The sequence below is a fragment of the Pseudomonas sp. S49 genome, assembly GCF_009866785.1.
GTDB lineage: Bacteria > Pseudomonadota > Gammaproteobacteria > Pseudomonadales > Pseudomonadaceae > Aquipseudomonas.
The window spans coordinates 4,781,364-4,804,250 of sequence record NZ_CP019432.1 but is presented as its reverse complement, the minus strand read 5'-3'; the positions used below and the strand labels follow the sequence as shown (position 1 = coordinate 4,804,250).

At 52.4% G+C, this 22,887-nt stretch carries 20 protein-coding genes; 17 read left to right on the top strand and 3 right to left on the bottom strand.

All coding sequences use genetic code 11. The features are described 5' to 3' along the window. Position 1 precedes the first annotated feature (1 nt). The 14 genes from rfbA (at position 2) to fabF (ending at position 16,263) form a co-directional block, all read left to right on the top strand. Positions 2 to 883: a glucose-1-phosphate thymidylyltransferase RfbA gene (gene rfbA / locus PspS49_RS21070; RefSeq protein WP_150750684.1), complete on the top strand. Its 882-nt coding sequence runs from the start codon at positions 2 to 4 to the stop codon at positions 881 to 883. A 97-nt stretch (positions 884 to 980) separates the two neighbouring features. After that, positions 981 to 2,108 carry a DegT/DnrJ/EryC1/StrS family aminotransferase gene (locus tag PspS49_RS21065; RefSeq protein WP_150750685.1) on the top strand — a complete coding sequence of 376 codons (1,128 nt, stop codon included), beginning with the start codon at positions 981 to 983 and terminating at the stop codon, positions 2,106 to 2,108. After that, positions 2,105 to 2,599: a GNAT family N-acetyltransferase gene (locus PspS49_RS21060; protein WP_150774837.1), complete on the top strand. Its 495-nt coding sequence runs from the start codon at positions 2,105 to 2,107 to the stop codon at positions 2,597 to 2,599. The genes PspS49_RS21065 and PspS49_RS21060 overlap by 4 nt, the downstream gene beginning before the upstream one ends. After that, positions 2,600 to 3,397 (top strand): ABC transporter permease, encoded by a 798-nt coding sequence (locus PspS49_RS21055; RefSeq protein ID WP_160041339.1) that lies wholly within the window; start codon positions 2,600 to 2,602, stop codon positions 3,395 to 3,397. It begins immediately after the preceding gene. Then, entirely contained in the window at positions 3,394 to 4,143 is a 750-nt protein-coding gene (locus PspS49_RS21050) for an ABC transporter ATP-binding protein (protein ID WP_174245076.1), read from the top strand. Before PspS49_RS21055 ends, PspS49_RS21050 begins: the two co-directional genes overlap by 4 nt. A 9-nt stretch (positions 4,144 to 4,152) precedes the next feature. Beyond that, the gene (locus PspS49_RS21045) at positions 4,153 to 6,726 is read left to right on the top strand and encodes a glycosyltransferase family 2 protein (protein ID WP_160041337.1); all 2,574 of its coding nucleotides are present in this window, start codon (positions 4,153 to 4,155) and stop codon (positions 6,724 to 6,726) included. A 10-nt stretch (positions 6,727 to 6,736) separates the two neighbouring features. Beyond that, positions 6,737 to 7,981 (top strand): methyltransferase domain-containing protein, encoded by a 1,245-nt coding sequence (locus tag PspS49_RS21040; protein WP_160041335.1) that lies wholly within the window; start codon positions 6,737 to 6,739, stop codon positions 7,979 to 7,981. Then, positions 7,971 to 9,170, top strand: coding sequence for a glycosyltransferase (locus PspS49_RS21035; protein WP_160041333.1), 1,200 nt, complete (start codon positions 7,971 to 7,973; stop codon positions 9,168 to 9,170). Before PspS49_RS21040 ends, PspS49_RS21035 begins: the two co-directional genes overlap by 11 nt. A gap of 240 nt (positions 9,171 to 9,410) precedes the next feature. Next, on the top strand, positions 9,411 to 10,379 hold the full coding sequence (locus PspS49_RS21030) for an SDR family oxidoreductase (RefSeq protein WP_160041331.1): 969 nt from the start codon (positions 9,411 to 9,413) through the stop codon (positions 10,377 to 10,379). Continuing rightward, positions 10,376 to 11,404, top strand: a complete 1,029-nt coding sequence (locus PspS49_RS21025) for a glycosyltransferase family 4 protein (protein ID WP_160041329.1) — start codon at positions 10,376 to 10,378, stop codon at positions 11,402 to 11,404. Before PspS49_RS21030 ends, PspS49_RS21025 begins: the two co-directional genes overlap by 4 nt. A 106-nt stretch (positions 11,405 to 11,510) precedes the next feature. After that, positions 11,511 to 13,505 (top strand): nucleoside-diphosphate sugar epimerase/dehydratase, encoded by a 1,995-nt coding sequence (locus PspS49_RS21020; RefSeq protein WP_160042566.1) that lies wholly within the window; start codon positions 11,511 to 11,513, stop codon positions 13,503 to 13,505. A gap of 110 nt (positions 13,506 to 13,615) precedes the next feature. After that, a complete protein-coding gene (locus PspS49_RS21015; RefSeq protein WP_127929268.1) occupies positions 13,616 to 13,951 on the top strand; it encodes a helix-hairpin-helix domain-containing protein in 336 nt (111 codons plus the stop codon). A gap of 211 nt (positions 13,952 to 14,162) precedes the next feature. Beyond that, positions 14,163 to 14,966 (top strand): SDR family oxidoreductase, encoded by an 804-nt coding sequence (locus PspS49_RS21010; protein ID WP_160041327.1) that lies wholly within the window; start codon positions 14,163 to 14,165, stop codon positions 14,964 to 14,966. A 22-nt stretch (positions 14,967 to 14,988) separates the two neighbouring features. Next, positions 14,989 to 16,263 (top strand): beta-ketoacyl-ACP synthase II, encoded by a 1,275-nt coding sequence (gene fabF / locus PspS49_RS21005; protein WP_127929266.1) that lies wholly within the window; start codon positions 14,989 to 14,991, stop codon positions 16,261 to 16,263. On the opposite strand, the gene PspS49_RS21000 is transcribed toward fabF, so the two are convergent. The 3 genes from PspS49_RS21000 to eat all read right to left on the bottom strand — a co-directional run bounded on the left by PspS49_RS21000 (position 16,260) and on the right by eat (position 18,613). Beyond that, positions 16,260 to 16,814, bottom strand: a complete 555-nt coding sequence (locus PspS49_RS21000) for a TetR/AcrR family transcriptional regulator (protein WP_150774846.1) — start codon at positions 16,812 to 16,814, stop codon at positions 16,260 to 16,262. The two genes, fabF and PspS49_RS21000, sit on opposite strands and share 4 nt — an antisense overlap. 137 nt (positions 16,815 to 16,951) lie before the next feature. Continuing rightward, positions 16,952 to 17,119 carry a DUF2897 family protein gene (locus PspS49_RS20995; protein WP_095120497.1) on the bottom strand — a complete coding sequence of 56 codons (168 nt, stop codon included), beginning with the start codon at positions 17,117 to 17,119 and terminating at the stop codon, positions 16,952 to 16,954. Positions 17,120 to 17,248: 129 nt separating this feature from the next. Continuing rightward, positions 17,249 to 18,613, bottom strand: a complete 1,365-nt coding sequence (eat, locus tag PspS49_RS20990) for an ethanolamine permease (protein WP_160041325.1) — start codon at positions 18,611 to 18,613, stop codon at positions 17,249 to 17,251. Between the two features lie 399 nt (positions 18,614 to 19,012). Between eat and kdpF the strand changes: the two genes are divergently transcribed. Genes kdpF through kdpB form a run of 3 tightly spaced genes read left to right on the top strand, consistent with a single transcriptional unit; the run spans position 19,013 to position 22,879 of the window. Next, positions 19,013 to 19,102: a K(+)-transporting ATPase subunit F gene (gene kdpF / locus PspS49_RS20985; RefSeq protein ID WP_007899818.1), complete on the top strand. Its 90-nt coding sequence runs from the start codon at positions 19,013 to 19,015 to the stop codon at positions 19,100 to 19,102. Between the two features lie 8 nt (positions 19,103 to 19,110). Further along, a complete protein-coding gene (gene kdpA / locus PspS49_RS20980; RefSeq protein ID WP_127929263.1) occupies positions 19,111 to 20,805 on the top strand; it encodes a potassium-transporting ATPase subunit KdpA in 1,695 nt (564 codons plus the stop codon). A 10-nt stretch (positions 20,806 to 20,815) separates the two neighbouring features. After that, a complete protein-coding gene (gene kdpB / locus PspS49_RS20975) occupies positions 20,816 to 22,879 on the top strand; it encodes a potassium-transporting ATPase subunit KdpB (protein ID WP_127929262.1) in 2,064 nt (687 codons plus the stop codon). Positions 22,880 to 22,887: the final 8 nt, after the last annotated feature.

The following is a 22,887-nucleotide window of genomic DNA, read 5'->3' as shown; positions in this document are numbered from 1 at the left end:
TATGTATCGTAAAGGTATAATTCTAGCGGGTGGTTCTGGTACGCGTCTGCATCCAGCAACACTCGCAATATCAAAGCAGTTGCTTCCGGTTTTTGATAAGCCGATGATTTATTATCCCCTCAGCACATTAATGCTGGCAGGGATCAGAGATATATTGATTATCTCCACGCCACAGGATACCCCTCGCTTCGAGCAGCTTTTGGGTGACGGTGCCAAGTGGGGAATCAATCTGAGTTATGCGGTTCAGCCGTCACCGGATGGCTTAGCCCAGGCATTTATTATTGGCGAGGAATTTCTTGACGGTAATGCGTGTGCTTTGGTGCTGGGCGACAACATCTATCATGGCCATGACTTCCAGGAACTCTTGGCAAATGCCATGCAGCGTGACAGCGGTGCAAGTGTCTTTGCCTATCATGTAAATGATCCTGAGCGCTATGGCGTGGTCGAATTTGACAAGTCAGGCAAGGCTATCAGCCTTGAAGAAAAACCATCGGTGCCTAAATCCAGCTACGCTGTGACCGGCCTCTATTTTTACGATGCAAACGTCGTGGAAATTGCCAAGAGTATCAAACCCTCTGAGCGTGGCGAGTTGGAAATCACTGATGTGAATCGCGTCTATCTGGAGCGTAACAGCCTCTCCGTAGAAATCATGGGAAGGGGATATGCCTGGCTAGATACAGGAACTCATGAGTCTCTGCTTGAGGCGAGCCATTTCATTGCGACCCTGGAAAACCGGCAAGGCCTTAAAGTCGCGTGCCCTGAAGAGTTGGCGTGGCGCAAGGGATGGATATCGGATGATCAATTGCTCGCGTTAGCCATGCCATTAATTAAAAATGGCTACGGAAAGTATCTCAAGCGCCTCTTGGAGCACGAGAGTCATTGATTGTACAAGCGGACCAGGCGCTCTATGGCCGTTCTGCGAAAGATGTAATTGGATAAAAATTTAAACCGCACAGCACTTGTGATTCGAGGCTAAATACATGGCAATTCAACTGTTTGTACCTAAATTTCGTGTCGACGAATGCCTTGAAGGTATTCGTGAATGTCTTGAGAAAGGCTGGACTGGGTTGGGTTTTAAAACTGTTGAGATGGAAGAAGCATGGAAGTCCTATACCGGGCTGCCGCACGCACATTTTCTTTCGTCGAACACCGTAGGTCTGGAGCTGGCTTTCCGCTTGCTCAAGACAAAGAATGGATGGGGCGATGATGCAGAAGTCATCACTACTCCGCTGACTTTCGTATCGACCAACCACGCCATTCTCTGTGCAGGCCTGACGCCTGTATTCGCAGATGTCGATGAGTCGCTGTGTCTGGATCCTGTTAGCGTCGAGCAGCGCATTACCGATAAGACCAAGGCACTGATTTTCGTTGGTATTGGTGGCAACGTCGGTCAGTACTCGAAGATCCTTGAAATCTGCAAAGCACGTAATATCGCTTTGATTCTTGACGCTGCCCACATGTCGGGTACTCGCATCAATGGGCGTCATGTGTGTCCAGAAGCCGACGTTGTCGTGTTCAGCTTCCAGGCCGTTAAAAACCTGGCAACAGCTGACTCGGGCATGATCTGCTTCAAAAACGCGGAAGATGACGAGCGTGTGCGCAAGATGAGCTGGTTGGGTATCAACAAGGATACTTACGCACGTACCGCGTCTCAGGGCGCGTATAAGTGGATGTACGATGTCGAAGAAGTCGGCTTTAAATACCACGGCAACTCGATCATGGCTGTTATGGGCTTGGTTGCGTTGAAGTATCTGGATCGTGATAACGCATACCGTCGTCAGCTCGCCAAGTGGTACCGCGAAAACCTGGGTGGTAACGAAAAAGTACGCTTTATTGAAATTAACCCAGAATGTGAATCGTCGACTCACCTGGTTCAAATTCGTGTCAAAAACCGTGAAGAGCTGATGCTGGCCCTCAATGAGCACCAGGTATACCCAGGCGTACATTACCGTGATAACACGGAATATCGTATGTATGCGCATGGTAATGGCACCTGCCCTAAAGCAGCATTGGCATCTCAGGAAATTATTTCGCTCCCTGTACACATGGGACTAAGTAAAGCCGATGTTGACACCGTATCTCAATTGGTTGCCAAGTACGCAAAATGAAACCTACCCTCCACTCAGCATCTGATGAAGTCGTCGAGATCCGTCTACTAGAGGCGGCTGATTTACAGTCTACCTTGGACTGGAGAAACCGAGACGAAAACCGCCGATGGTTTATTAATTCAAACATCATTGAATGGGACAGTCACGTAAAGTGGTTCGAGTCCTATTCAAAAAAGTCTGATGATTTTGTGTTTGTGATCGCGGCAGATGGTGAGTTGGTTGGGCAATGCGCTGTTTATGGCGTGGATCTGCAGAGAAAGCGCGCCGAAGTCGGACGCTTTCTTGCTGCCCCCGAGGGCGCAGGTAAAGGTTACATCAAGCGAGGCTGCCAACTATTGATTGAAACGTGTTGGCAGCAGCTTGCGCTTGATAGCGTATTTCTAGAAGTTCTGGAAGAAAACGTCAGGGCGATTAAGTTATACGAAAAGCTGGGCTTCAACGAAGTTTCCCGTAACGGTAAATTAATAGTGCTTGAGCTAAATAGGCTTTAGATGATCAGTCAGAATAGTTTTATACCCAATACGCTGAAGTCGCTTCTTGAATGGCGCGTCTGGTTGTATATGGGCCTTCAAGATATTAAAGCCCGTTTTCGCAGGTCGGCAATAGGGCCACTTTGGATCCTGATAAACCTGGCGATGATGGTTTTAGGTGCAGGGATGGTTTATGGGGTGCTGTTAAAGCAGCCGATGGAGGAGTTTCTCCCTTATCTCACATGCGGTTTAATACTTTGGGGGTTCTTGGTTGCTTCCTTTGTTGAAGGCGGCTATGCATTTATAAGTTCTGAAGGGTACATCAAGCAATTTTCATTTCCGAAGCAGATTTATTTGTTTCGTGTACTGGTCTCGCTTTTCTTAATATTGTTGATCGGCGTTGTTGCCTTGGCAGGCACACTGTTGTTTTTTGATCGTTTTAACCCGATAGGTTGGCTATATGCATTGCCCGGCGTTGGTATTCTTCTAGCTGCGGGCTTGGGTCATATTACTCTCAGTGCTTACCTCTCTGCACGCTTCAGAGATCTACCGCATGCATTGAGTGGGATTTTTCAAGTCCTGTTTTTTGTTACGCCGATAATGTTTCCTGTCGCTATGCTTAAAGATCGTGGCTTGGATTTTATATATAAATTCAATCCGTTTTATTATTTGGTAGATGTTATCAGGTTTCCAATACTAGAAGGCACGCTCGCGGTAAAACAAGATTATATGTTTTGCGCGGCTTATCTGGCGCTTCTTTGGGCGGTCTGTATAGTGCTCGGGTCTAAAATGGACAAGAAAGTGGTTTATATGTTATGAGCGATATTTCTATAGTTTTGCGAGACGCAAGTGTTGTATTCACTGGCCAGACAGATCTCATAGGGAGAATGAAGAATACGATATTGCGTCGTCCCTCGGCGTCGAATACTAAAGAATACACAATTAACGCACTTTCTAATGTCAATCTCACTATTTCGCGAGGAGAGCGTGTCGGTTTAATAGGTTTGAATGGTGCTGGCAAAAGCACTTTGCTAAAGGTGATGGCTGGAATCTACCCAACTACTACCGGGGCGGCTCAAACACGTGGTCACGTATGCCCGATGTTTGAGCTCGCCACTGGATTTGAGATGAACCAATCTGGTTGGGACAATATAAAAATTCGAGCGCTGCTGCTCGGACTCAAACCTAAAGAAATTAAAGCGAAGATGCAGGAGATTGCTGAGTTCTCTGAGTTAGGGGAGTTTTTGAACTATCCTGTGCGCACTTATTCGGCAGGTATGTTTATTCGCTTGGCGTTCTCTGTATCAACTGCGATAAATCCCGAGGTTCTCTTGCTGGATGAGGTGATGGGGGCCGGCGACATAAATTTCGCCCATAAAGCGAAAGAACGCATGAAAAAATTTATGGCTCAGGGAAAGATACTTGTTTTTTCGAGTCATTCGCCGGAGTTAGTGAGTGATTTTTGCGAACGTACAATCTGGCTTGAAAAAGGGAAGATTCGTATGGATGGGAAAACTGATCAAGTACTTAAGTCTTATTCAGATAATTACCAAGTAAGCGCCTAAGGTCCGTACATGAAAGTCAAAGAGCTCATTCGCGAAACTCAGTGGTTGCCTGGTAGTTCCTACAATAGTGGTCCGCTTCCAATCGTCTCCGTTCTTCTGCCTACTTTTCGCCGGGCAAAGAGTGGGAAGTTTCGTAAGGCAATCGAATCAGTTTTAAGCCAGACACTGGCTGAGCTCGAATTGATTATCGTGGACGATGCGAGTACCGATGGCAGTGCCGATATTATTGCAGAGTTCATGCAAAAGGATGGACGGGTAAGCTGTCTTCGTCATGTGGAGAATATCGGCCTTCCTGCGATTTCGGAGTATGAGGCGTACTCTAAGTCGCGCGGTCGCTACATTGCATTTGCGTTTGACGATGACATATTCTTTCCTGAGGCGCTGAGCGAATTATACCTACATGCCCAGAAGACACCTGATCAAGTAGTGTACGGTTCAGTTGCGATGAAGTTTACCCAATTCGGGACCGACGAAGAGCAAGTTGTACACTTGGGGTCTGGATTGTCCAATAGCAATATCAATAGTGGAAACTGTGTCGCGAATAATGCGGTTTTAGTGCCTCGCTTTATATTGGATGATATCGGTTTGTATGATCCACATATTCTGATGACGCGTATTTGTGATTGGGATTTGTGGCGGAGAATTTCAAGAAAGTACATTTTGCGTTATGTTGATATTTGTGTTGGAGAGGTAGGCGGTCCTGCGACCAATGACAGCCTTGGCAAAACATATGCGTTAGACAGTTGGGCCGCTGAAGATAGAATCAGGCACGAACGCGATTCGTCCTTACGACCAGAAAACTATGAAGAGAATGATGTTTTCAGTTTGTCGGAAAGTATGTCTTATTGTACGTCTGTTTCTGTAAAAGAAATGGCAGTTGCGCATGCGCGAACGAGAAGCAACTTCAAAATTAGTAACTCTTTAATAACCTCAGAAGATAATCGAAGGATTTTAGTCGTTACGTCTAATCACGATGCCAGCACGACTGTGACTTTTGATTTTTTGCCAGATGAGTGGAAGAGCCGAGTGCGCGTAGTTCATTCAGGGATCGGTTCAATCCTCGAAATTACTCACGCCAGCTGTATTATATTTGTTAGGCAGTTGGACGCATTTGCCGAATGGGTCAATGCTGCGAAAAGCATGCAAATCCCTTGCTATTATTTTATCGATGATAACCTCACTCTTCTTCAGGAGAGTAAGGAGATGAGCTTCACCGAAGATTTTAGCAAAGAAACTCTGCGTACTAAACTCCAAGATTTTGCGGGAGTTTTGAGTAGTACACTGCCTCTACAAGAGTATTTGAAAGAACACCGTATTCATTCCAATGTAGAGCTATTTCCACCTTCATTTCAGAATCTGAAAATTATTACTGCTGAACCGGCCGCTGAGCGCGACCAGTTGGTAATAGCATTCGCAGGCGGGAGTCATCGACTGTCCGCGCTGCAAAACGTCATGTTGCCAGCTTTACTACAATTTATTGAATCAGGTAGGCGTGTTCAGCTAATTGTAGGGGGGGCCAGCGTAGGCTTTTTAGAAGATTTTAAACGGCATGAAGGACTTGAGTTGGTGACTCTGCCGTTTGAGATTAACTGGGAAACTGCTCTTTTACAAATTTCCAGATACAGTCCGGATATCCTTATCCATGCGCCAAGTGATTCGATTAATAATAAATACAAAACGATGAATGTGGCTATGTCCGCAAATGTTTTAAATGCGGTGCTTGTGGTACCTGATTATTTTCCATATTCCGAAGTTAAAAAGCTTGGTATCGGTTATGTAGTCTCTTCGCCATTTAGCGCTAGCTCTTGGTACGACATGTTGAATGGCTTGGATGTTTCCGAATTTTCAGCTGTCAAGCGTAATAATCAGAAATTCTGTCAGGATAGTTTTTCGGGAACTATTAGTTGTAAGGTTCTTGAGTCGATCTCTAGTTCTAGTGCATTTAATGGGTTTACGACTGTAGAAAGCAGGATGAAGCTAATACCCAGAAATCATGTTGGGAACATTTCTGTTCTCGGCAATGATTTGATAAGGGATCCGCGCAAGCTGATTGAGAGTCTGGAAGAGTTGGCTAGACTGAGGCAAGCAACTTCTGTTTCCAAGCGCTTGGGCTTTATGGCTCGGAAACATGATTTGTGGGAAAGTCTGATGCCAGAGTTCGGGGGGATGAAAAATTTCTCTCGGGTGGTTAAGGAAACGAATACAGATATAATTCTGGAGTTGTCCAGGTCGCTACATGATGTTCCCTACCTGGAGTATGAAATAAATGCTTCTGCTAATATCAGATCAATTTCGTTGGCGTTCGCTACTGATGGGCTTCAGGATGGATTGATCGGTATTGAGGTTGTGGGTGCGTCTGGAGCGATAGTCCTCCATAAAGTTGTATCGTTAAATACGGTAGATCTATCGGTGCCGGTTGAATTCGATATTAGTTATATAGCCGGGGGTATGTCGGCTGATTGTAAACTTCGCGTCTTTGCTCGAACATCTCACCCTGTGTATATGTTTGAACTGGTTAGGTACCGCTTTGCCGGTTTAAAGCGTCTTCCGGTATATCCCTTCGTTGAGTTTTTGACTATGTAGGGGGCTTGCGATGAAGTTAGATCTAGGCTGTGGGCCGAATGGCTTGCCGGGATTTGTCGGTGTCGACAGATTCCCGTTGCCGGGTGTTCAAGTGGTAGCGGATCTTGATAAGCCGTTGCCATTCAAGGAAGATTCTATTGAGCTTGTGCATGCGGCTCATAGTTTGGAGCACGTCTCAGATCTAACGTTTACAATGAGAGAACTTTATCGTGTATGTAAGCATAAAGCTCAAATTTGTATTGTCGCACCCTACTACGAGCAGAAGCTTAACTTAGCCAATCCGTATCATCTCCAAGTGTTTAATGAGCATACTCCCAGATTTTGGACGAGTTGTCCTTGGGCACCTATAGATAAAAAAGAATACTACCATCCTCACGCAGTCACATGGGGGCTGTCGCAATCTGATAACTCGAATCCTGGATTGGAAATTCGACTGTTGCGGATGGAGTTTTTTTATTTTCCAAGATTTAATAGTATGGACGCTTCTTGTCTAAGAGAATTACGCCAACACCTGACTGATGTTTGCCACCAGGTTGTATATCATCTGGTTGTTTGGAAGGAAGACAACGAACCTGATTACTTTGCGTTGACTGAAAAACTGGATAGTTATCCATTTTTCGATACGCCCGCACTGCAGAAATCCCGCGCTGATGCCGAGATATCTGGAGAAGAGAAATTTTCTACTGTTGCATATGCGGAGGAAGTTTTAGGTGAGAGGTTGCGAGAGCAGTATGACTATATTGCTGAGTGTGAGCGAAAACTGCTTCGGAACGAAAAGCTGATTGGGTTACTGATATCGGGTCCAGATCTACCAGAATTGCATCTGAAACATTTTGATGAATACCTGGTCGCTAACTACTCTTCTCGCGAGCCAAGAGATTATCGAGTCGGTAAAAACATACCAAGAGAAGGGTATGTTGAATATCAGGTAAGTGGCAGTGGTGAGTATAACTCTATTTCTGTATGTGTATACCTGGCGACAGATACTCAGGAAGGACGACTGGGCGTCGAGTTGGTGGACAAAAGTCATAATGTCATATGGAATTCATCAGAAACGCTTTCGGGAGTAAGCACGCTTGGTGTAGTTGGTTTTTCTATCGATAAGACACTCAGGCAGGAAGATTTAGCTTTTATTCGTTTTTTCGTTCGTGACTTGAGTGTCGGTGTCAAAGTCGTGGAGTGTTCAATTGCGCCTCGTTGGCCTCTTCGCTCCACTAAATTAGTTCCCTACGTATGTTTTTTAAATGATGAATGATGCTGATTACAATGTTGACGTTCTGCTGATTGTCGAAGCGGATATCGCGACAACTCAGTTAACTGAACAGCTACTGTCCGAATGCTCAAGCCTGAGCGTTAGATATAAGAAGGTCTATCTCACTGAGCTTGATGAACAGGTTCTCTCAAGTAATGCACTGCCTTTGTTTGTGAGGACGGCCGATCCGGTTGCTATCTCCTGGATGCAGTGTTTGAGACGCAGTAATATTCCTTATTTCTATTATATTGATGATAATTTTTGGTTGATAGAGGGTGATACGGCTTTAGCGAAATACTATCAGCATCCGATTATTCGGCGATCGCTAAAATTCGCAGTTGAAAAAGCAAATGTTGTAATCACTAATTCAGTTGCACTTAGGGAATTTATACTTCCGAAAAATCGTAATACGGTACTTCTCCCCGCTTTTTTTGACTTCTCATTACTGCGATCTGACGATATCGAGGCGACCTCCGAGTATCGGATCGGTTTTGCCGGAAGCCCATCACGTGATGCCGATTTGGAAGTGCTCAAGGATGTCATTCCATATTTTCTTGCGAAAAGGAGTGATGTGGTTTTTGAGTTTGTCGGCTGTCTTCCGAAGTGGTTGGAGCAATGTTCCAGGGTAAGGTTTTTTGGGCATATGAGCAGCTATGCTGAATATATTGCGTTTCAGGAGCAGCGGGGTTGGAAAATCGGTTTAGCGCCGTTGGGGGACAAAACATCCAACAGGTATAAAACAAATAACAAGTACCGAGAATATTCCGCATTTCGTTGTGCAGGAATATATACCGACTCTGAAAGCTACATTGATTCGGTCGTAGATGGAGTTACTGGCTTGCTAATAAATGACAATGTCGCCGAATGTTGGATAGCTGCGATCGAGCGTTATTTGGATGATGATCAGCAAAGGTTGGCTATTGCTGATCGGGCGTACAATGACGTGCATAGCAGATTTGATATCGTTGTTGTTGCAACTCAGTGGGCTACTCTTTTTCAGCAGGGTGCACGACTGCTGAGCAATAGTAAAACATTGCCTATTCATAGTTCTCTCTGGGATAAGTTTGTCAGAAGCTTGACACATTATTGGTTGTTGGTTGAGATCTCCATGTATGAAGGTGGTATAAAACTCACCCTTTCCCGTGCCCTCAAAAAAATATTTCGGGTTTTTACTCCGAACAAAAAGCGCTAATTGTTGGTGCAATATCCCGGCAGGATTAATGGAGCGCGTCTACATCACGAGTAGTCCTCGCTTCGTTTGATGCTGCACAGTTCATCATGGTCGCACGCACACAGTATGAGGTTGCGCGTGTCGGCCTCCAAATCCCTACGTTATAAGCTTGTCAGAATCTTCTGAGCACGCGTTACAGTAATTTCTCCTGCACGCTTTTCGTGATAAATTGAGGCTCTGCTCCCCCCGAATCGGTTAAAAATGCCAAAAAAAATACTTGTCACCGGTGCGACAGGATTCCTTGGAAGGTCCTTGGTTCAGCATTTTGTCACTTTTCCAGATATTTCCGTGGTGGCTCCACTCCGTAATGTCAGTGATAAGTTACCAGAAATAGTAAAGGTTACTCGTGTATCAGATATCGGTGGCGATACCGACTGGCGCGAGTCTCTAACTGGTGTGGATGTTGTTGTACATGCTGCGGCGCGAGTTCATGTCATGCAAGAAGACTCGGCACAATCGATTGAAGAGTTTCGCGCGGTTAATGTCAGAGGAACACTTTGTCTGGCACGGCAGGCCGTCGCGGCCGGTGCCAAAAGGTTCATCTATATTAGTTCTATCAAGGTTAATGGCGAAGCTACTCTGCTCGGCCATGCCTTTAGTGCCAGCGACACTCCGCTCCCGTCTGATGCTTATGGGATCTCCAAATACGAAGCAGAGCAACAACTAATGCAGCTTGCCCAGACAGGCGCAATAGAAGTTGTAATCATCCGCCCGGTACTAATTTATGGTCCAGGTGTAGGTGCGAACTTTCGTCAAATGATGCACTGGCTCACGAAGGGCATTCCAATGCCTTTCGGATCTGTTCACAACCTGCGAAGTCTCGTTTCACTGGATAACGTCGTTGATTTGGTCAGTACGTGTGTCGATCATCCTCGGGCCGCAAACCAGGTGTTTCTGGTCAGTGATGATGAAGATGTTTCTACAACCCGATTGATGCAACGTCTTCTGACTTTCTTGGGTAGAAAAACCTGGCTCGTCCCCGTTCCTGTTTCGCTACTGAAGTTCTTGGCTAGCCTGGTGGGGCGAGGTGCAGTCGCTCAGCGGCTTTTCGGCTCGCTACAGGTCGATATCAAGAAGAATCGAGAGTTGTTAGGCTGGCGTCCGCCCTTCACGCTGGATGAGGGTTTGAAGGCGACGGCCGAGCATTTTCTGGAGTCTCACAAAAGATGAGTTACGGATATTTCATTCCATTGGTTTTCGGTATTTCTTTTTTGCTGACTGCTGTTTTGCGCCGGTATGCGATATCTCGAAGTCTGATGGATGTTCCCAATGCACGCAGCTCTCATGTTGTGGCTACGCCACGCGGTGGCGGTGTAGCGATTGTTGTTGCATTTATCTTGTCCCTGGGTTTTCTGTTTTTCACGGATTTGATTTCCGCCCGGTTTTTTTTCGCAATGGCAGGTGGCGGTGCTGCCATTGCCCTGATTGGATTCATGGATGATCACGGGCATATCGCCGCGCGATGGCGATTATTGGGGCATTTTGCTTCAGCTTTGTGGTTGTTGGGGTGGATAGGGGGCATGCCACCCGTTGAGTTGTTCGGTACTTCGATCGAGCTGGGTTGGCTGGGCTTTGTGCTGGGTGCTTTTTATCTTGTGTGGCTACTCAATCTTTACAACTTCATGGACGGCATTGACGGAATCGCCAGTGTAGAAGCGATTTGTGCCTGCGTCGGTGCGTGTCTGCTTTACTGGTTGTCGGGATTGGAGAATCTGATCTGGGCGCCTTTGTTGCTCGCTGCTGCCGTTGGCGGCTTTCTATACTGGAACTTCCCTCCGGCACGGATATTCATGGGCGACGCTGGCAGTGGGTTTCTGGGCATCGTCCTTGGCGGATTGTCTCTGCAGGCGGCATGGGTGAGCGCACCGATGCTCTGGGCCTGGATGATTTTGCTTGGTGTGTTCATTGTCGACGCTACGTACACGCTGTTTCATCGCATGCTGAGAGGAGAAAAGATCTATGAAGCACATCGTAGTCATGGCTACCAGTTCGCTTCACGTCGCTTTGGCAAACACTTACCGGTCACTGTTGCGGTCGGCGTGATCAATCTGTTCTGGCTGTTGCCCATTGCCTTTTGTGTCACGAGCCTCGGTTTGGACGGTGCTTCGGGTGTGCTTTTGGCTTACATTCCATTGATCGCTTTGGCAATAAAGTTTCACGCCGGAGATCTCGAGATTCCGGTGGTCAAGAACTAAGCAGTAATTGCCAGGTCATTTAGGTTTAGAGTGATCACGAAATGCCGTTGAGCCGGCACGATGGAGAGTGCTGCTCAAAGGAGTGATCAAGGTAATTGAAGGGTTTATGGATAAAATCAGAGAGTACCTGTTAGGCCTTCCCCGGCGCCGCAAGAGACTGCTTCAGGTTGCCACAGACATCGTGCTCGTCTGGGCCGCGTTGTGGCTGGCCTTTATCGTTCGCTTGGGCCTGGACGATATGTACAACCCTTTCAAGGTGCATTTCTGGCTTTTTGTATGTGCACCTATTGTTGCGATTCCCTTGTTCATTCGCTTTGGCATGTATCGTGCGGTCATGCGCTATTTCGGCAACGATGCGCTGGTCGCTATTATCAAAGCGGTCAGTCTGTCCGCATTGATTCTGGCGCTGGTTGTCTATTGGTATAGCAACCACGAGGCAGTAGTCCCGCGTTCGATTGTCTTCAATTACTGGTGGCTAAGCCTTGTCATCATCGGCGGCTTGCGGTTGTGCATGCGTCAGTATTTCATGGGTGACTGGTTCGCCGGCGCTCAACACGTTCCGTTTTCCAGTCGTGACGATAGCCTTATTAAAGTTGCAGTCTATGGGGCAGGCGTCGCGGGTAATCAATTGGTCGCAGCATTGCGCATGGGGCGAACCATGCGCCCGGTGGCATTTATCGATGACGATCCGAGCATTGCTGATCGGGTAATTGCCGGGCTGCAGGTCTATAAACCCAAGCACATTCAACAGATGATCGATGAAACAGGTGCGCAGGAAATTCTTCTGGCGCTGCCGTCGTCGACACGTGCACGTCGCCGGGAGATTCTCACGCTTCTGGAGAGTTTTCCGCTACATATTCGCAGTGTTCCGAATTTCACTGACCTTGCCAGTGGCCGAGTCAAGGTCGAGGATATTCAGGAAGTGGATATCGCGGATCTGTTGGGGCGTGATTCGGTACCTGCACAACCGGATCTGCTTGAGCGCTGTATCACAGGCAAGACGGTAATGGTTACTGGCGCTGGCGGTTCCATTGGCTCAGAGCTTTGCCGGCAGATTTACTCGCTTGGCCCCACCAGGCTTTTGTTGTTTGACCACAGTGAATTCAACCTTTACAGCGTACTTTCGGAACTGGAGCAAAGAGGAAACCGGGAGTCGGCGTCGGTCCAGCTCTTGCCAATACTCGGTTCCATTCGTCATCCGCATAAATTGCTGGATGTCATGAAGACCTGGAATGTTGAAACTGTTTATCATGCTGCCGCGTATAAACACGTGCCCATGGTTGAACACAACATTGCGGAAGGGGTGCTCAATAACGTCATCGGGACGCTTAATACTGCCCAGGCTGCATTGCAATCGGGTGTGTCCAATTTCGTGTTGATTTCCACGGACAAGGCTGTTCGCCCCACTAACGTAATGGGCAGTACCAAGCGACTTGCCGAGCTGACGCTTCAGGCCTTGAGTCGAGAAATCGCCCCCGTTCTATTCGGTGACAAATCCAACGTATCCCGAGTCAACAAGACTCGCTTCACGATGGTTCGCTTCGGGAATGTGCTGGGCTCTTCTGGTTCGGTCATTCCGCTATTCCACAGTCAGATCAAATCCGGTGGGCCACTGACGGTTACCCATCCGAAGATTACCCGTTACTTCATGACTATCCCTGAAGCCGCGCAACTAGTGATTCAGGCCGGTTCCATGGGGCAGGGCGGCGATGTGTTCGTACTCGATATGGGGGAACCGGTAAGAATTGTCGAACTGGCGAAGAAGATGATTCATTTGTCCGGTTTGAGCGTGCGTTCGGAAAAAAATCTGCAAGGCGACATTTCGATCGAGTTCACCGGGTTACGCCCCGGCGAGAAGCTTTATGAAGAGTTGTTGATTGGCGATAACGTATTGGCGACTGAGCACCCGATGATCATGAGTGCCAGCGAAGATCATTTGCCATGGGATTTGCTCAAGCTTCGTTTGACGGATTTGCTGGATGCCGTCGAGCAGGATGATTATTCGCGCGTTCGCCAGTTGCTGCGTGATACCGTCAGCGGCTACACCCCCGATGGCGAAATTGTCGACTGGATCTATCAGCAACGCCGTCTCGAACCCTGATTGTTTCACATTCTGTAACGCTCGCATTTTTGACATACACCCATCATGACCTACGTTTGGAGAGCAGCTTCGGAAAAGCTGCTTTCTCAAACGATGATGGAGCGTCAAAAATGCGTACCGGTTACTTCTGTTCTCTGATTTTTGCTTTCCTTGCCAGCGCTTCGATTGCCGCGATCGCCGCACCCTTGGCGCCAGCGGAGTCACCCAAAGCGCCTTTGGTGATGGATACAACAGCACCTGCACAAAGCGCAAAAGTCGATCTCAACGATGCCGATGCGGCGACGCTGCAAAAAGAGCTGGCCGGAGTAGGTGAAGCGAAGGCCAAGGCGATTGTTGCATATCGAGAAACAAACGGGCCGTTTTCATCGGTGGATGAGTTGCTGGAAGTGAAAGGTATTGGCAAGGCGATCCTTGATCGCAATCGTGACAAGCTGGAAGTCAACTAAGCTGAGTGTATAAGCCAAGAGGCCGGTCATTGACCGGCCTTTTTGTTTAGCGCAATGCATGGCTCGTGATGACGTGAAAAAGGCGTCGGTCGGACGATTGAAAATTACGGCTATCATATTGCGCCAGGATTATGCCTATAATAATTTGCCGGTTCGTTGAGCCTATGCGACTCAATGACGATTCCCCATCAAGCATTCCAGGAGCACTTACATGAATTCCGCACGATCCAAAGGTACTGCTCTCGTCACCGGCGCATCGTCGGGTATCGGTGCGATTTACGCTCAGCGGCTTGCGGCGCGTGGTTTTGATCTGCTGCTGGTTGCCCGTGACAAGGAGCGTCTGGAGAGTGCTGCGAGCCAGTTGCGTGATGCCCATGGCGTTCAGGTTGAAGTGCTCAAGGCCGATCTCACGCAGAAGGATGACGTGCTCAAACTGGAACAACGCCTGCGCAGCGATTCCAGCATCAGCTTGCTGGTCAATAACGCCGGTGTAGCGGCGGACGGTTTGCTGGCCAACGCCGACCTGGACCAGTTGGAGCGACTGATCCAGTTGAACATCACCGCCGTCACCCGCCTGGCATCGGCGGCCGCCGCCAGTTTCGCCAAGGCCGGTCGTGGCACGATCGTCAATATCGCCTCGGTGGTGGCGTTGTTTCCGGAACGCTTCAACGCCACCTATAGCGCCAGCAAAGCTTATGTACTGAGCCTGACGCAGTCGCTGAACACTGAACTCGAAGGCACCGGCGTGCAGATCCAGGCCGTGCTGCCGGGTGTGACCCGCACTGAAATCTGGGAGCGCTCCGGTATTGACGCCAGTGGCATTCCGGCAGAAATGGTCATGGAGGCGGGCGAGATGGTCGATGCGGCGCTGGCCGGTCTGGACCAAGGTGAGTTGATCACCATTCCTTCACTGCCTGACGCAGGCGAATGGCAGGCATTTGTTGCTGCTCGCCATGTGATGGCTCCGAACCTTTCCCGCAGTTCGGCGGCCCAACGCTACAAGTCCGGCAATTGAATTGATCAGAGGTCTCCACGTTATGGATTCGCGTCGAATAGTCGTCACGGGCATGGGCCTGGTTTCTCCATTGGGTAGCGATGTCGAGGTTGTATGGCAGCGCTTGCTGGCCGGGCGCTCTGGTCTGCGTAATCTGCCGGACTCAGTGATTGCTGATTTGCCCACGCGAGTCGGCGGCGCAGTGCCGACGCTGGAAGAGGATGCTGAAGCAGGTTTCGATCCGGATCGCGCCACGCCACCCAAGGAACAGAAGAAGATGGACCGCTTCATTCTGTTCGCGATGGAAGCTGCCCGGCAGGCGCTGGAGCAGGCTGGCTGGCACCCTTCAGATAGCAAAAGCCAAGAGCGTACCGCAACGATCATCGGTTCCGGTGTCGGTGGTTTCGGGGCGATTGCCGACGCCGTGCGCACAACTGACAGCCGTGGACCGCGGCGTTTGTCACCGTTCACTATTCCATCCTTCCTGGTCAATCTGGCTGCCGGGCATGTATCGATCCAGCACGGTCTGAAGGGGCCACTGGGTGCACCGGTGACGGCCTGTGCTGCCGGCGTTCAAGCGATAGGTGATGCCGCGCGTCTGATCCGGGCCGGCGAAGCGGATATTGCCGTGTGTGGCGGCGCGGAAGCCTGCATCGACCGCGTCAGTCTGGCGGGATTCGCGGCAGCGCGGGCCCTGTCCAGCGGTTACAACGACACTCCGCAGCGCGCCTCGCGGCCGTTCGACAGTGGGCGTGACGGCTTCGTGATGGGCGAGGGCGCGGGCCTCTTGGTGATCGAATCCCTGGAGCATGCCTTGGCTCGTGGCGCGACACCGTTGGTGGAACTGGTCGGTTACGGCACCAGTGCCGATGCCTATCACCTGACGGCCGGGCCGGAGGATGGCAGCGGCGCGCGCCGGGCAATGACATTGGCTTTGGCGCAGGCAGGTATTGCTGCTGATCAGGTGCAACACCTCAACGCCCATGCCACATCGACCCCGGTCGGGGATCTGGGTGAATTGGCGGCGATCAAAAGTGTTTTCGGCGAAGAGAATAAAATCGCGGTGACGTCGACAAAATCGGCCACAGGTCATCTGCTCGGCGCTGCCGGTGGGCTTGAAGCGATTTTCACGCTATTGGCGATTCGTGATCAGGTGGTGCCGCCGACTTTGAATTTCGACAATCCCGATCCGGCGAGCGCAGGTGTAGACATTGTTCATGGCCAGGCGCGGCCGATGTCGATCGAATATGCACTGTCCAACGGTTTCGGCTTCGGCGGGGTCAACGCCAGCGTGCTGTTCAAGCGCTGGCAGGCTTAATCCCGGTTCTTGAGATGATCGCGGGTGACATCGAGGATGCGTTGAGCAAACTCGGTATCCGCGACACTGCGTGACAGCAGCAGCGCGCCGACCAGAGTCGACATGATAACGATGGCGCGATCGGCGCTGTTCTCGCCTTCGAGGCTGTTTTCGATCTGCTCCAGCCGTGCCTTGAGTACGACGTCACTGGTGGGACTCGGTTGCCCGCGCAGCCCCAGTTCGGAAGAAATGGTCAGCAGCGGGCAGCCCTCATGGGGCGACGTTTGATGCCATTCGGACAGATACGTCTCGATGAAGACATCGAGCGGATTATCCTGTGAAAAAATCTCGGCACATAACCCGTCGACCTGGTTGCCGGCCTCCTGCAAGGCCTTCTCCACCAACTCGTCCTTGGACTTGAAATGTGAATAGAAACCGCCATGGGTCAGCCCTAGCGCTTTCATCAAGGGTTGCAACCCTGTAGCGCCGATTCCGTCCTTGCGAAAGCGTGCCGAAGCCTCCTTGATGATGCGCTGATGGGTCTGGGCTTTATGGTCCTGCGAATAACGCATCTGGAACTCTCCGCAACAATGTCCCCATCTTAACCAAGGAAAATTAGATGGTGACTGTACTTCTACTTCTTAAAAGCGTGCGGATAGGTCCAATGGCTATAAAAAGCACAAACCCCGCCGATCAGGCGGGGTTGTGTTCAACGGTCTTGGGCGTCTTTGGCGTCCGCTTCGGCATTGCGTTGGGCAACGCGCTTGCGTTCTTCATCGGTCAGATCGACCTTGTTGGCGGTGTCGCGCAACATCATCAATCCCCCCACGATCGAGCCGATTGCAACGACCAGAATCAACCAGGCATACCAAGGCATAACGGCTCTCCTTAATGGCAGGTCGACGGACGAGGATTTCGCCGTGCAACGCTGCATACCACTTTTGAGCGAAGTGAACTCGCAGTGGTTCCATTCTAGGCCGCTTACACCCGGTACACCCGTAATCCCTCAATTACCTGTCAACATCGCATCGGCCGGTGCGTCGGCACGCAGTTGTCCGGTCAGCAGGAAGTAGCCGAAACCGACCGCCATGAAGCCAAGGAAGATCAAGCCGATCAACGCGTTGAACCACGCCATCGCCACCAGACACACCACCGCCAGCACCAAGGCAATCAGCGGAATCAACGGATAGCACGGCGCGCGGAAAGTACGCTCGAGATTGGGTTCCGATTTACGCAGTTTGAACAGGCTGAGCATGCTCATGATGTACATCACGATGGCGCCGAACACGGCCATGGTGATCATCGCGGCGGTAAGGGTCATGCCGCCGAGGTTGAACAGGCCGTCGCTGTAAATCGCGGCAATGCCGATGATGCCGCCGACAATAATTGCCCGGTGCGGCGTCTGGAAGCGCGAGAGTTTCGCCAGCGAAGCGGGAAGATAGCCGGCGCGGGCGAGGGCGAAGAACTGCCGCGAGTAGCCAAGAATGATTCCGTGGAAACTCGCCACCAGACCGAACAGGCCGATCCATACCAGCATGTGCAGCCAGCCGGAGTTGTCGCCGACCACGGTTTTCATCGCCTGCGGCAACGGGTCGTTGATGTTGGCCAGGGTGCGCCAGTCGCCGACGCCACCGGCAAAGAACATCACACCCATCGCCAGCAGCACCAGGGTCAGGATGCCGCTGATGTAGGCCTTGGGAATCGTGCGCTTCGGGTCTTTGGCTTCTTCGGCGGCCATGGCGGCGCCTTCGATGGCGAGGAAGAACCAGATAGCGAAAGGAATCGCGGCGAACATCCCGGCAATCGCCGGCGCGCCAAATACATCCGACCCCGCCCAGCCATTGAGCGCAAAGTTGCTGAAGCTGAACGCCGGCGCGACCACACCCATGAATACCAGTAACTCGGCTACCGCCAATACGCAGACGATCAACTCAAAGGTCGCGGCCAGTTTCACACCGAGGATGTTCAGGCCCATAAAGACGATATAGGCGCCGACTGCTGCGTGTTTCGGGTCGAGCGCCGGAAACTGCACATTGAGGTAAGCGCCAATTGCCAGGGCAATGGCCGGCGGAGCGAAAACGAATTCGATCAGCGTGGCCAGGCCGGCAATCAATCCGCCTTTTTCACCGAAGGCGCGGCGGCTGTAGGCAAATGGCCCGCCCGCATGGGGAATCGCGGTGGTCAGTTCGGTGAAACTGAAGATAAAGCAGGTGTACATGGTCGCGACCATGAACGAGGTCACCAGGAAACCCAGCGTTCCGGCCACGCCCCAGCCATAACTCCAGCCGAAGTATTCCCCGGAAATCACCAGCCCTACGGCGATTCCCCACAGGTGCAAAGTGCCCAGCGTGGGTTTGAGTTGTGTGTTCATGCGGTTGCTCCCTGAACGGTTTGGAAAGCTCGGGGGAGGGTGTGTGCAGTGGGCGTGCCATTGCGCTGAAACAAGTCGTAATGAGTTGAATGCTGTCGTATCGGGGATGTTTGTTGGGGGATGGCTGCTTTTTGTGCGCCAGTTGGGTGCGATGTTGCTCGTTATGCCGTCTTCGCGAGCAGGCTCGCTCCCACAGGGGAATGCATTGCAAATTGTGCGAGCGAGCCTGCTCGCGAAGAGGCCCACCCATACAGCGCCAAACCCACCTGTAAAGCCCGCATAAACCCACTCTTTACGCTTTCTTTATGCACAGCCAACACCCTCGCTCTCGTTCCTTTACAGCCTCCTTTCCGACAATGCCTGCACACGCGGCAATACGCCGTAACACGGAGATCTTCCATGAGCGTTCTGGACGGGGTGTCACTGCTGTTGGCAGTGGGGCTGTTCATTTATCTGTTGGTTGCGCTGTTGCGCGCGGATCGGAACTAGGAGCGGCTATGCACAGTTATGACTATTGGCTGATCCTCGCGTTCTTTGCGGTGGTCTTGCTACCGGCGCCGTTCCTCGGGCGCTTCTACTACAAAGTGATGGAAGGTCAGCGTACCTGGCTGACACCGGTTCTCGGCCCGGTCGAGCGCGGTTGCTACCGCATCGCCGGTGTCGACCCCGAGGCTGAACAGAGCTGGCAGAAGTACACGCTGGCACTGCTCGCCTTCAACCTTGCCGGTTTCCTGCTGCTGTTCGCGATTCTGTTGTTCCAGGATCACTTGCCGCTGAACCCGCAAAATCTGCCGGGCCAGGAATGGACCCAGGCGTTCAACACCGCGGTCAGTTTCATGACCAACACCAACTGGCAGTCCTACAGCGGTGAAGCGACGCTCAGCTATCTGAGCCAGATGGTCGGCCTCACCGTGCAGAACTTCGTCAGCGCCGCCACCGGCCTCGCCGTGCTGGTCGCGCTGTGCCGTGGCATCGGCCGCAAATCGACGAAAACCCTCGGCAACTTCTGGGTCGACATGACCCGCGCCACCCTCTACGGCCTGTTGCCGCTGTGCCTGCTGCTGGCGCTGTATCTGGTCTGGCAGGGCGTGCCGCAAACCTTCGCGCAGTATGTGAACGCAGTGACGATGCAGGGTGTTGATCAAGTGATCCCGCTTGGCCCGGCCGCCAGTCAGATTGCGATCAAGCAACTGGGCACCAACGGTGGTGGCTTCTTCGGCGTCAACTCGGCGCATCCGTTCGAGAACCCGACCGCGTGGAGCAACTTGTTCGAAGTCGCGTCGATCATTCTGATTCCGGTGGCGCTGGTGTTCACCTTCGGCCACTACGTCAAGGACCTGCGTCAGAGCCGCGCGATCATCGCCTGCATGCTGGCGCTGTTCCTGATCGGTGGCGCGACCTCGCTGTGGGCCGAATATCAACCGAACCCGACTCTGAACAACGCTGCCGTTGAACAGACGGCACCGCTGGAAGGTAAAGAAGCGCGCTTCGGCACCACTGCGACCGTGCTCTGGTCGGTGACGACGACGGCGGCCTCGAACGGCTCGGTCAACGGCATGCACGACAGCCTCAATCCGCTTAGCGGCATGGTTGCGCTGGTCAACATGATGGTTGGCGAAGTGATCTTCGGCGGCGTCGGTGCCGGGCTCTACGGCATGTTGCTCAACGTGCTGATCGCGGTGTTCCTCGCCGGTCTGATGATCGGGCGAACCCCGGAATACCTCGGCAAGAAACTCCAGGCGCGGGAAGTGCAATTGCTGGTGGTGACCCTGTTGGTGATGCCGGTTGGCGTGCTGGTGCTCGGTGCGATTGCCGCCGCGGTTCCCAGTGCTGCGGCGACCATCAGCAACCCCGGCCCGCACGGTTTCAGCCAGTTGCTGTATGCCTACACCTCGGCGAGCGCCAACAACGGCTCGGCGTTCGGTGGTCTGAGCGCGAACACGCCGTTCCATAACCTGATGCTGGGCCTGGGCATGTTGATCGGCCGCTTCGGTTACATCCTCCCGGTTCTGGCCCTGGCCGGCAGCCTGGCGATGAAGAAAACCGCACCGATCGGCCAGAACAGCTTTCCGACTCATGGCCCGCTGTTCGTGACCCTGCTGACCGTGACCATTTTGCTGGTGGGCGGCCTGACCTTTCTGCCGACTCTGGCGCTCGGCCCGATTGCCGAACATTTAAGTATGGGCTTCTAAGGAATCCATCATGAATATGCACGTTCCTGCAAAACCTGCAGAGCCGACCAAGTCGGCAGAAGCACCGAAAACCGCGATCTCGGCCCTGTGGCGGCCGGCGCTGGTGCAAGCCTTCGTCAAGCTCGACCCTCGGCAATTGAAGCGTTCGCCGGTGATGCTGGTGGTCGAACTGACCGCGATTTTCACCACCGTGCTGTGCTTCATTCCCGACGCCGATGTGCCAACTTTTGTTGCTGCACAAATCGCCCTGTGGCTGTGGTTCACCGTGCTGTTCGCCAACTTCGCCGAAGCCTTGGCCGAAGGTCGCGGCAAGGCCCGCGCCGACAGCCTCAAGGCTGGCAGCGAAGGCCTCAGCGCCCGGCGCAAACTGGCCAACGGCAGCTTTCAAGTGGTGCCGGCAGCGAGCCTGCGAAAGGGTGATGTGGTGCGCGTCGAAGCCGGGGAGATGATCCCCGGTGACGGCGAAGTCATCGAAGGCATCGCGGCAGTCAACGAAGCGGCGATCACCGGTGAATCGGCGCCGGTGATTCGCGAATCCGGCGGCGACCGCTCGGCCGTCACTGGCAACACGCGACTGGTCTCTGACTGGTTGCTGGTGCAGATCACCGCCAACCCCGGCGAGTCGACGCTCGACCGCATGATCGCGCTGGTCGAAGGCGCCAAACGCCAGAAAACTCCGAACGAAGTGGCGCTGGATATCCTGCTGATCGGCCTGACCCTGATCTTCCTGCTGGTGGTCGTGACGCTGCAACCGTTCGCCCATTTCGCCAATGGCAGCCTGCCGCTGGTGTTCCTCGTGGCGCTGCTGGTTACGCTGATCCCGACCACCATTGGCGGTTTGCTGTCGGCGATCGGTATTGCCGGCATGGATCGTCTGGTTCGCCTCAACGTGATCGCCAAGTCCGGTCGCGCGGTGGAAGCGGCGGGCGACGTGCATGTGTTGCTGCTCGACAAGACCGGCACCATCACCTTCGGCAACCGTCGTTGCAGTGCGGTGTATGCCGCGCCCGGTGTGAATGGTCGCGAACTGGCCGAAGGCGCGCTGTTCGCTTCGCTGGCCGACGAAACCGCTGAAGGTAAATCCATCGTCGAATACCTGCGCGGCCTGCATCCGCAACCTGAGCCGGCGCCGGAAACCTTGACCGCTGTGCCGTTCAGCGCTGAAACCCGTTTGTCCGGCGTCGACTATCAGGGCCGTGTCTACCGCAAAGGCGCGGTGGATTCGCTGCTGAGTTTCCTCGGCCAGAAACGTTCGGATCTGGCCCCGGCACTGTCGCGGGAAATCGACAAGATTGCGCAGAGCGGCGGCACCCCGTTGCTGGTCTGCGCCGACGGTAAATTGCTCGGCGCGATTCACCTCAAGGACGTGGTCAAACCGGGTATTCGCGAGCGTTTCGCCGAACTGCGCAAACTCGGCATTCGCACCGTAATGGTCACCGGTGACAACCCGCTGACCGCTGCCGCCATTGCCGCTGAAGCAGGGGTCGATGACGTCCTCGCCGAAGCCACCCCGGAGAAAAAACTCGCGCGCATTCGCCATGAGCAGAACGACGGACGTCTGGTGGCGATGTGCGGTGACGGTGCCAACGACGCGCCGGCGCTGGCTCAGGCTGACGTCGGCATGGCGATGAACGACGGCACACAAGCAGCACGCGAAGCGGCGAACATGGTCGACCTCGACAGCGATCCGACCAAGCTGCTCGATGTGGTGCAGATCGGCAAGGAATTGCTGGTGACCCGTGGTGCGTTGACGACCTTTTCCATCGCCAACGACGTGGCCAAATACTTCGCGATTCTGCCGGCGCTGTTCGCCTCGATTTATCCGCAATTGGGCGTGCTCAACATCATGCAGCTGACCAGTCCGCAGAGCGCGATTCTCTCGGCCATCGTCTTCAACGCCTTGATCATCGTTGTGCTGATTCCGTTGGCACTGCGTGGTGTGCGCGTGCAGGCAGCGAGTGCGGCGGCGTTGTTGCGACGCAATTTGTTGATCTATGGATTGGGCGGGATTCTGGTGCCGTTTGTGGGGATCAAGGCGATCGACATGTTGCTCACGGCGCTGCATCTGGTGTGAGTCTCAGA

Coding starts and splice junctions, on each gene's coding strand:
- rfbA (WP_150750684.1), top strand. CDS start 2: ATGTATCGTAAAGGTATAATTCTAGCGGGTGGTTCTGGTACGCGTCTG.
- PspS49_RS21065 (WP_150750685.1), top strand. CDS start 981: ATGGCAATTCAACTGTTTGTACCTAAATTTCGTGTCGACGAATGCCTT.
- PspS49_RS21060 (WP_150774837.1), top strand. CDS start 2,105: ATGAAACCTACCCTCCACTCAGCATCTGATGAAGTCGTCGAGATCCGT.
- PspS49_RS21055 (WP_160041339.1), top strand. CDS start 2,600: ATGATCAGTCAGAATAGTTTTATACCCAATACGCTGAAGTCGCTTCTT.
- PspS49_RS21050 (WP_174245076.1), top strand. CDS start 3,394: ATGAGCGATATTTCTATAGTTTTGCGAGACGCAAGTGTTGTATTCACT.
- PspS49_RS21045 (WP_160041337.1), top strand. CDS start 4,153: ATGAAAGTCAAAGAGCTCATTCGCGAAACTCAGTGGTTGCCTGGTAGT.
- PspS49_RS21040 (WP_160041335.1), top strand. CDS start 6,737: ATGAAGTTAGATCTAGGCTGTGGGCCGAATGGCTTGCCGGGATTTGTC.
- PspS49_RS21035 (WP_160041333.1), top strand. CDS start 7,971: ATGATGAATGATGCTGATTACAATGTTGACGTTCTGCTGATTGTCGAA.
- PspS49_RS21030 (WP_160041331.1), top strand. CDS start 9,411: ATGCCAAAAAAAATACTTGTCACCGGTGCGACAGGATTCCTTGGAAGG.
- PspS49_RS21025 (WP_160041329.1), top strand. CDS start 10,376: ATGAGTTACGGATATTTCATTCCATTGGTTTTCGGTATTTCTTTTTTG.
- PspS49_RS21020 (WP_160042566.1), top strand. CDS start 11,511: ATGGATAAAATCAGAGAGTACCTGTTAGGCCTTCCCCGGCGCCGCAAG.
- PspS49_RS21015 (WP_127929268.1), top strand. CDS start 13,616: ATGCGTACCGGTTACTTCTGTTCTCTGATTTTTGCTTTCCTTGCCAGC.
- PspS49_RS21010 (WP_160041327.1), top strand. CDS start 14,163: ATGAATTCCGCACGATCCAAAGGTACTGCTCTCGTCACCGGCGCATCG.
- fabF (WP_127929266.1), top strand. CDS start 14,989: ATGGATTCGCGTCGAATAGTCGTCACGGGCATGGGCCTGGTTTCTCCA.
- PspS49_RS21000 (WP_150774846.1), bottom strand. CDS start 16,814: ATGCGTTATTCGCAGGACCATAAAGCCCAGACCCATCAGCGCATCATC.
- PspS49_RS20995 (WP_095120497.1), bottom strand. CDS start 17,119: ATGCCTTGGTATGCCTGGTTGATTCTGGTCGTTGCAATCGGCTCGATC.
- eat (WP_160041325.1), bottom strand. CDS start 18,613: ATGAACACACAACTCAAACCCACGCTGGGCACTTTGCACCTGTGGGGA.
- kdpF (WP_007899818.1), top strand. CDS start 19,013: ATGAGCGTTCTGGACGGGGTGTCACTGCTGTTGGCAGTGGGGCTGTTC.
- kdpA (WP_127929263.1), top strand. CDS start 19,111: ATGCACAGTTATGACTATTGGCTGATCCTCGCGTTCTTTGCGGTGGTC.
- kdpB (WP_127929262.1), top strand. CDS start 20,816: ATGAATATGCACGTTCCTGCAAAACCTGCAGAGCCGACCAAGTCGGCA.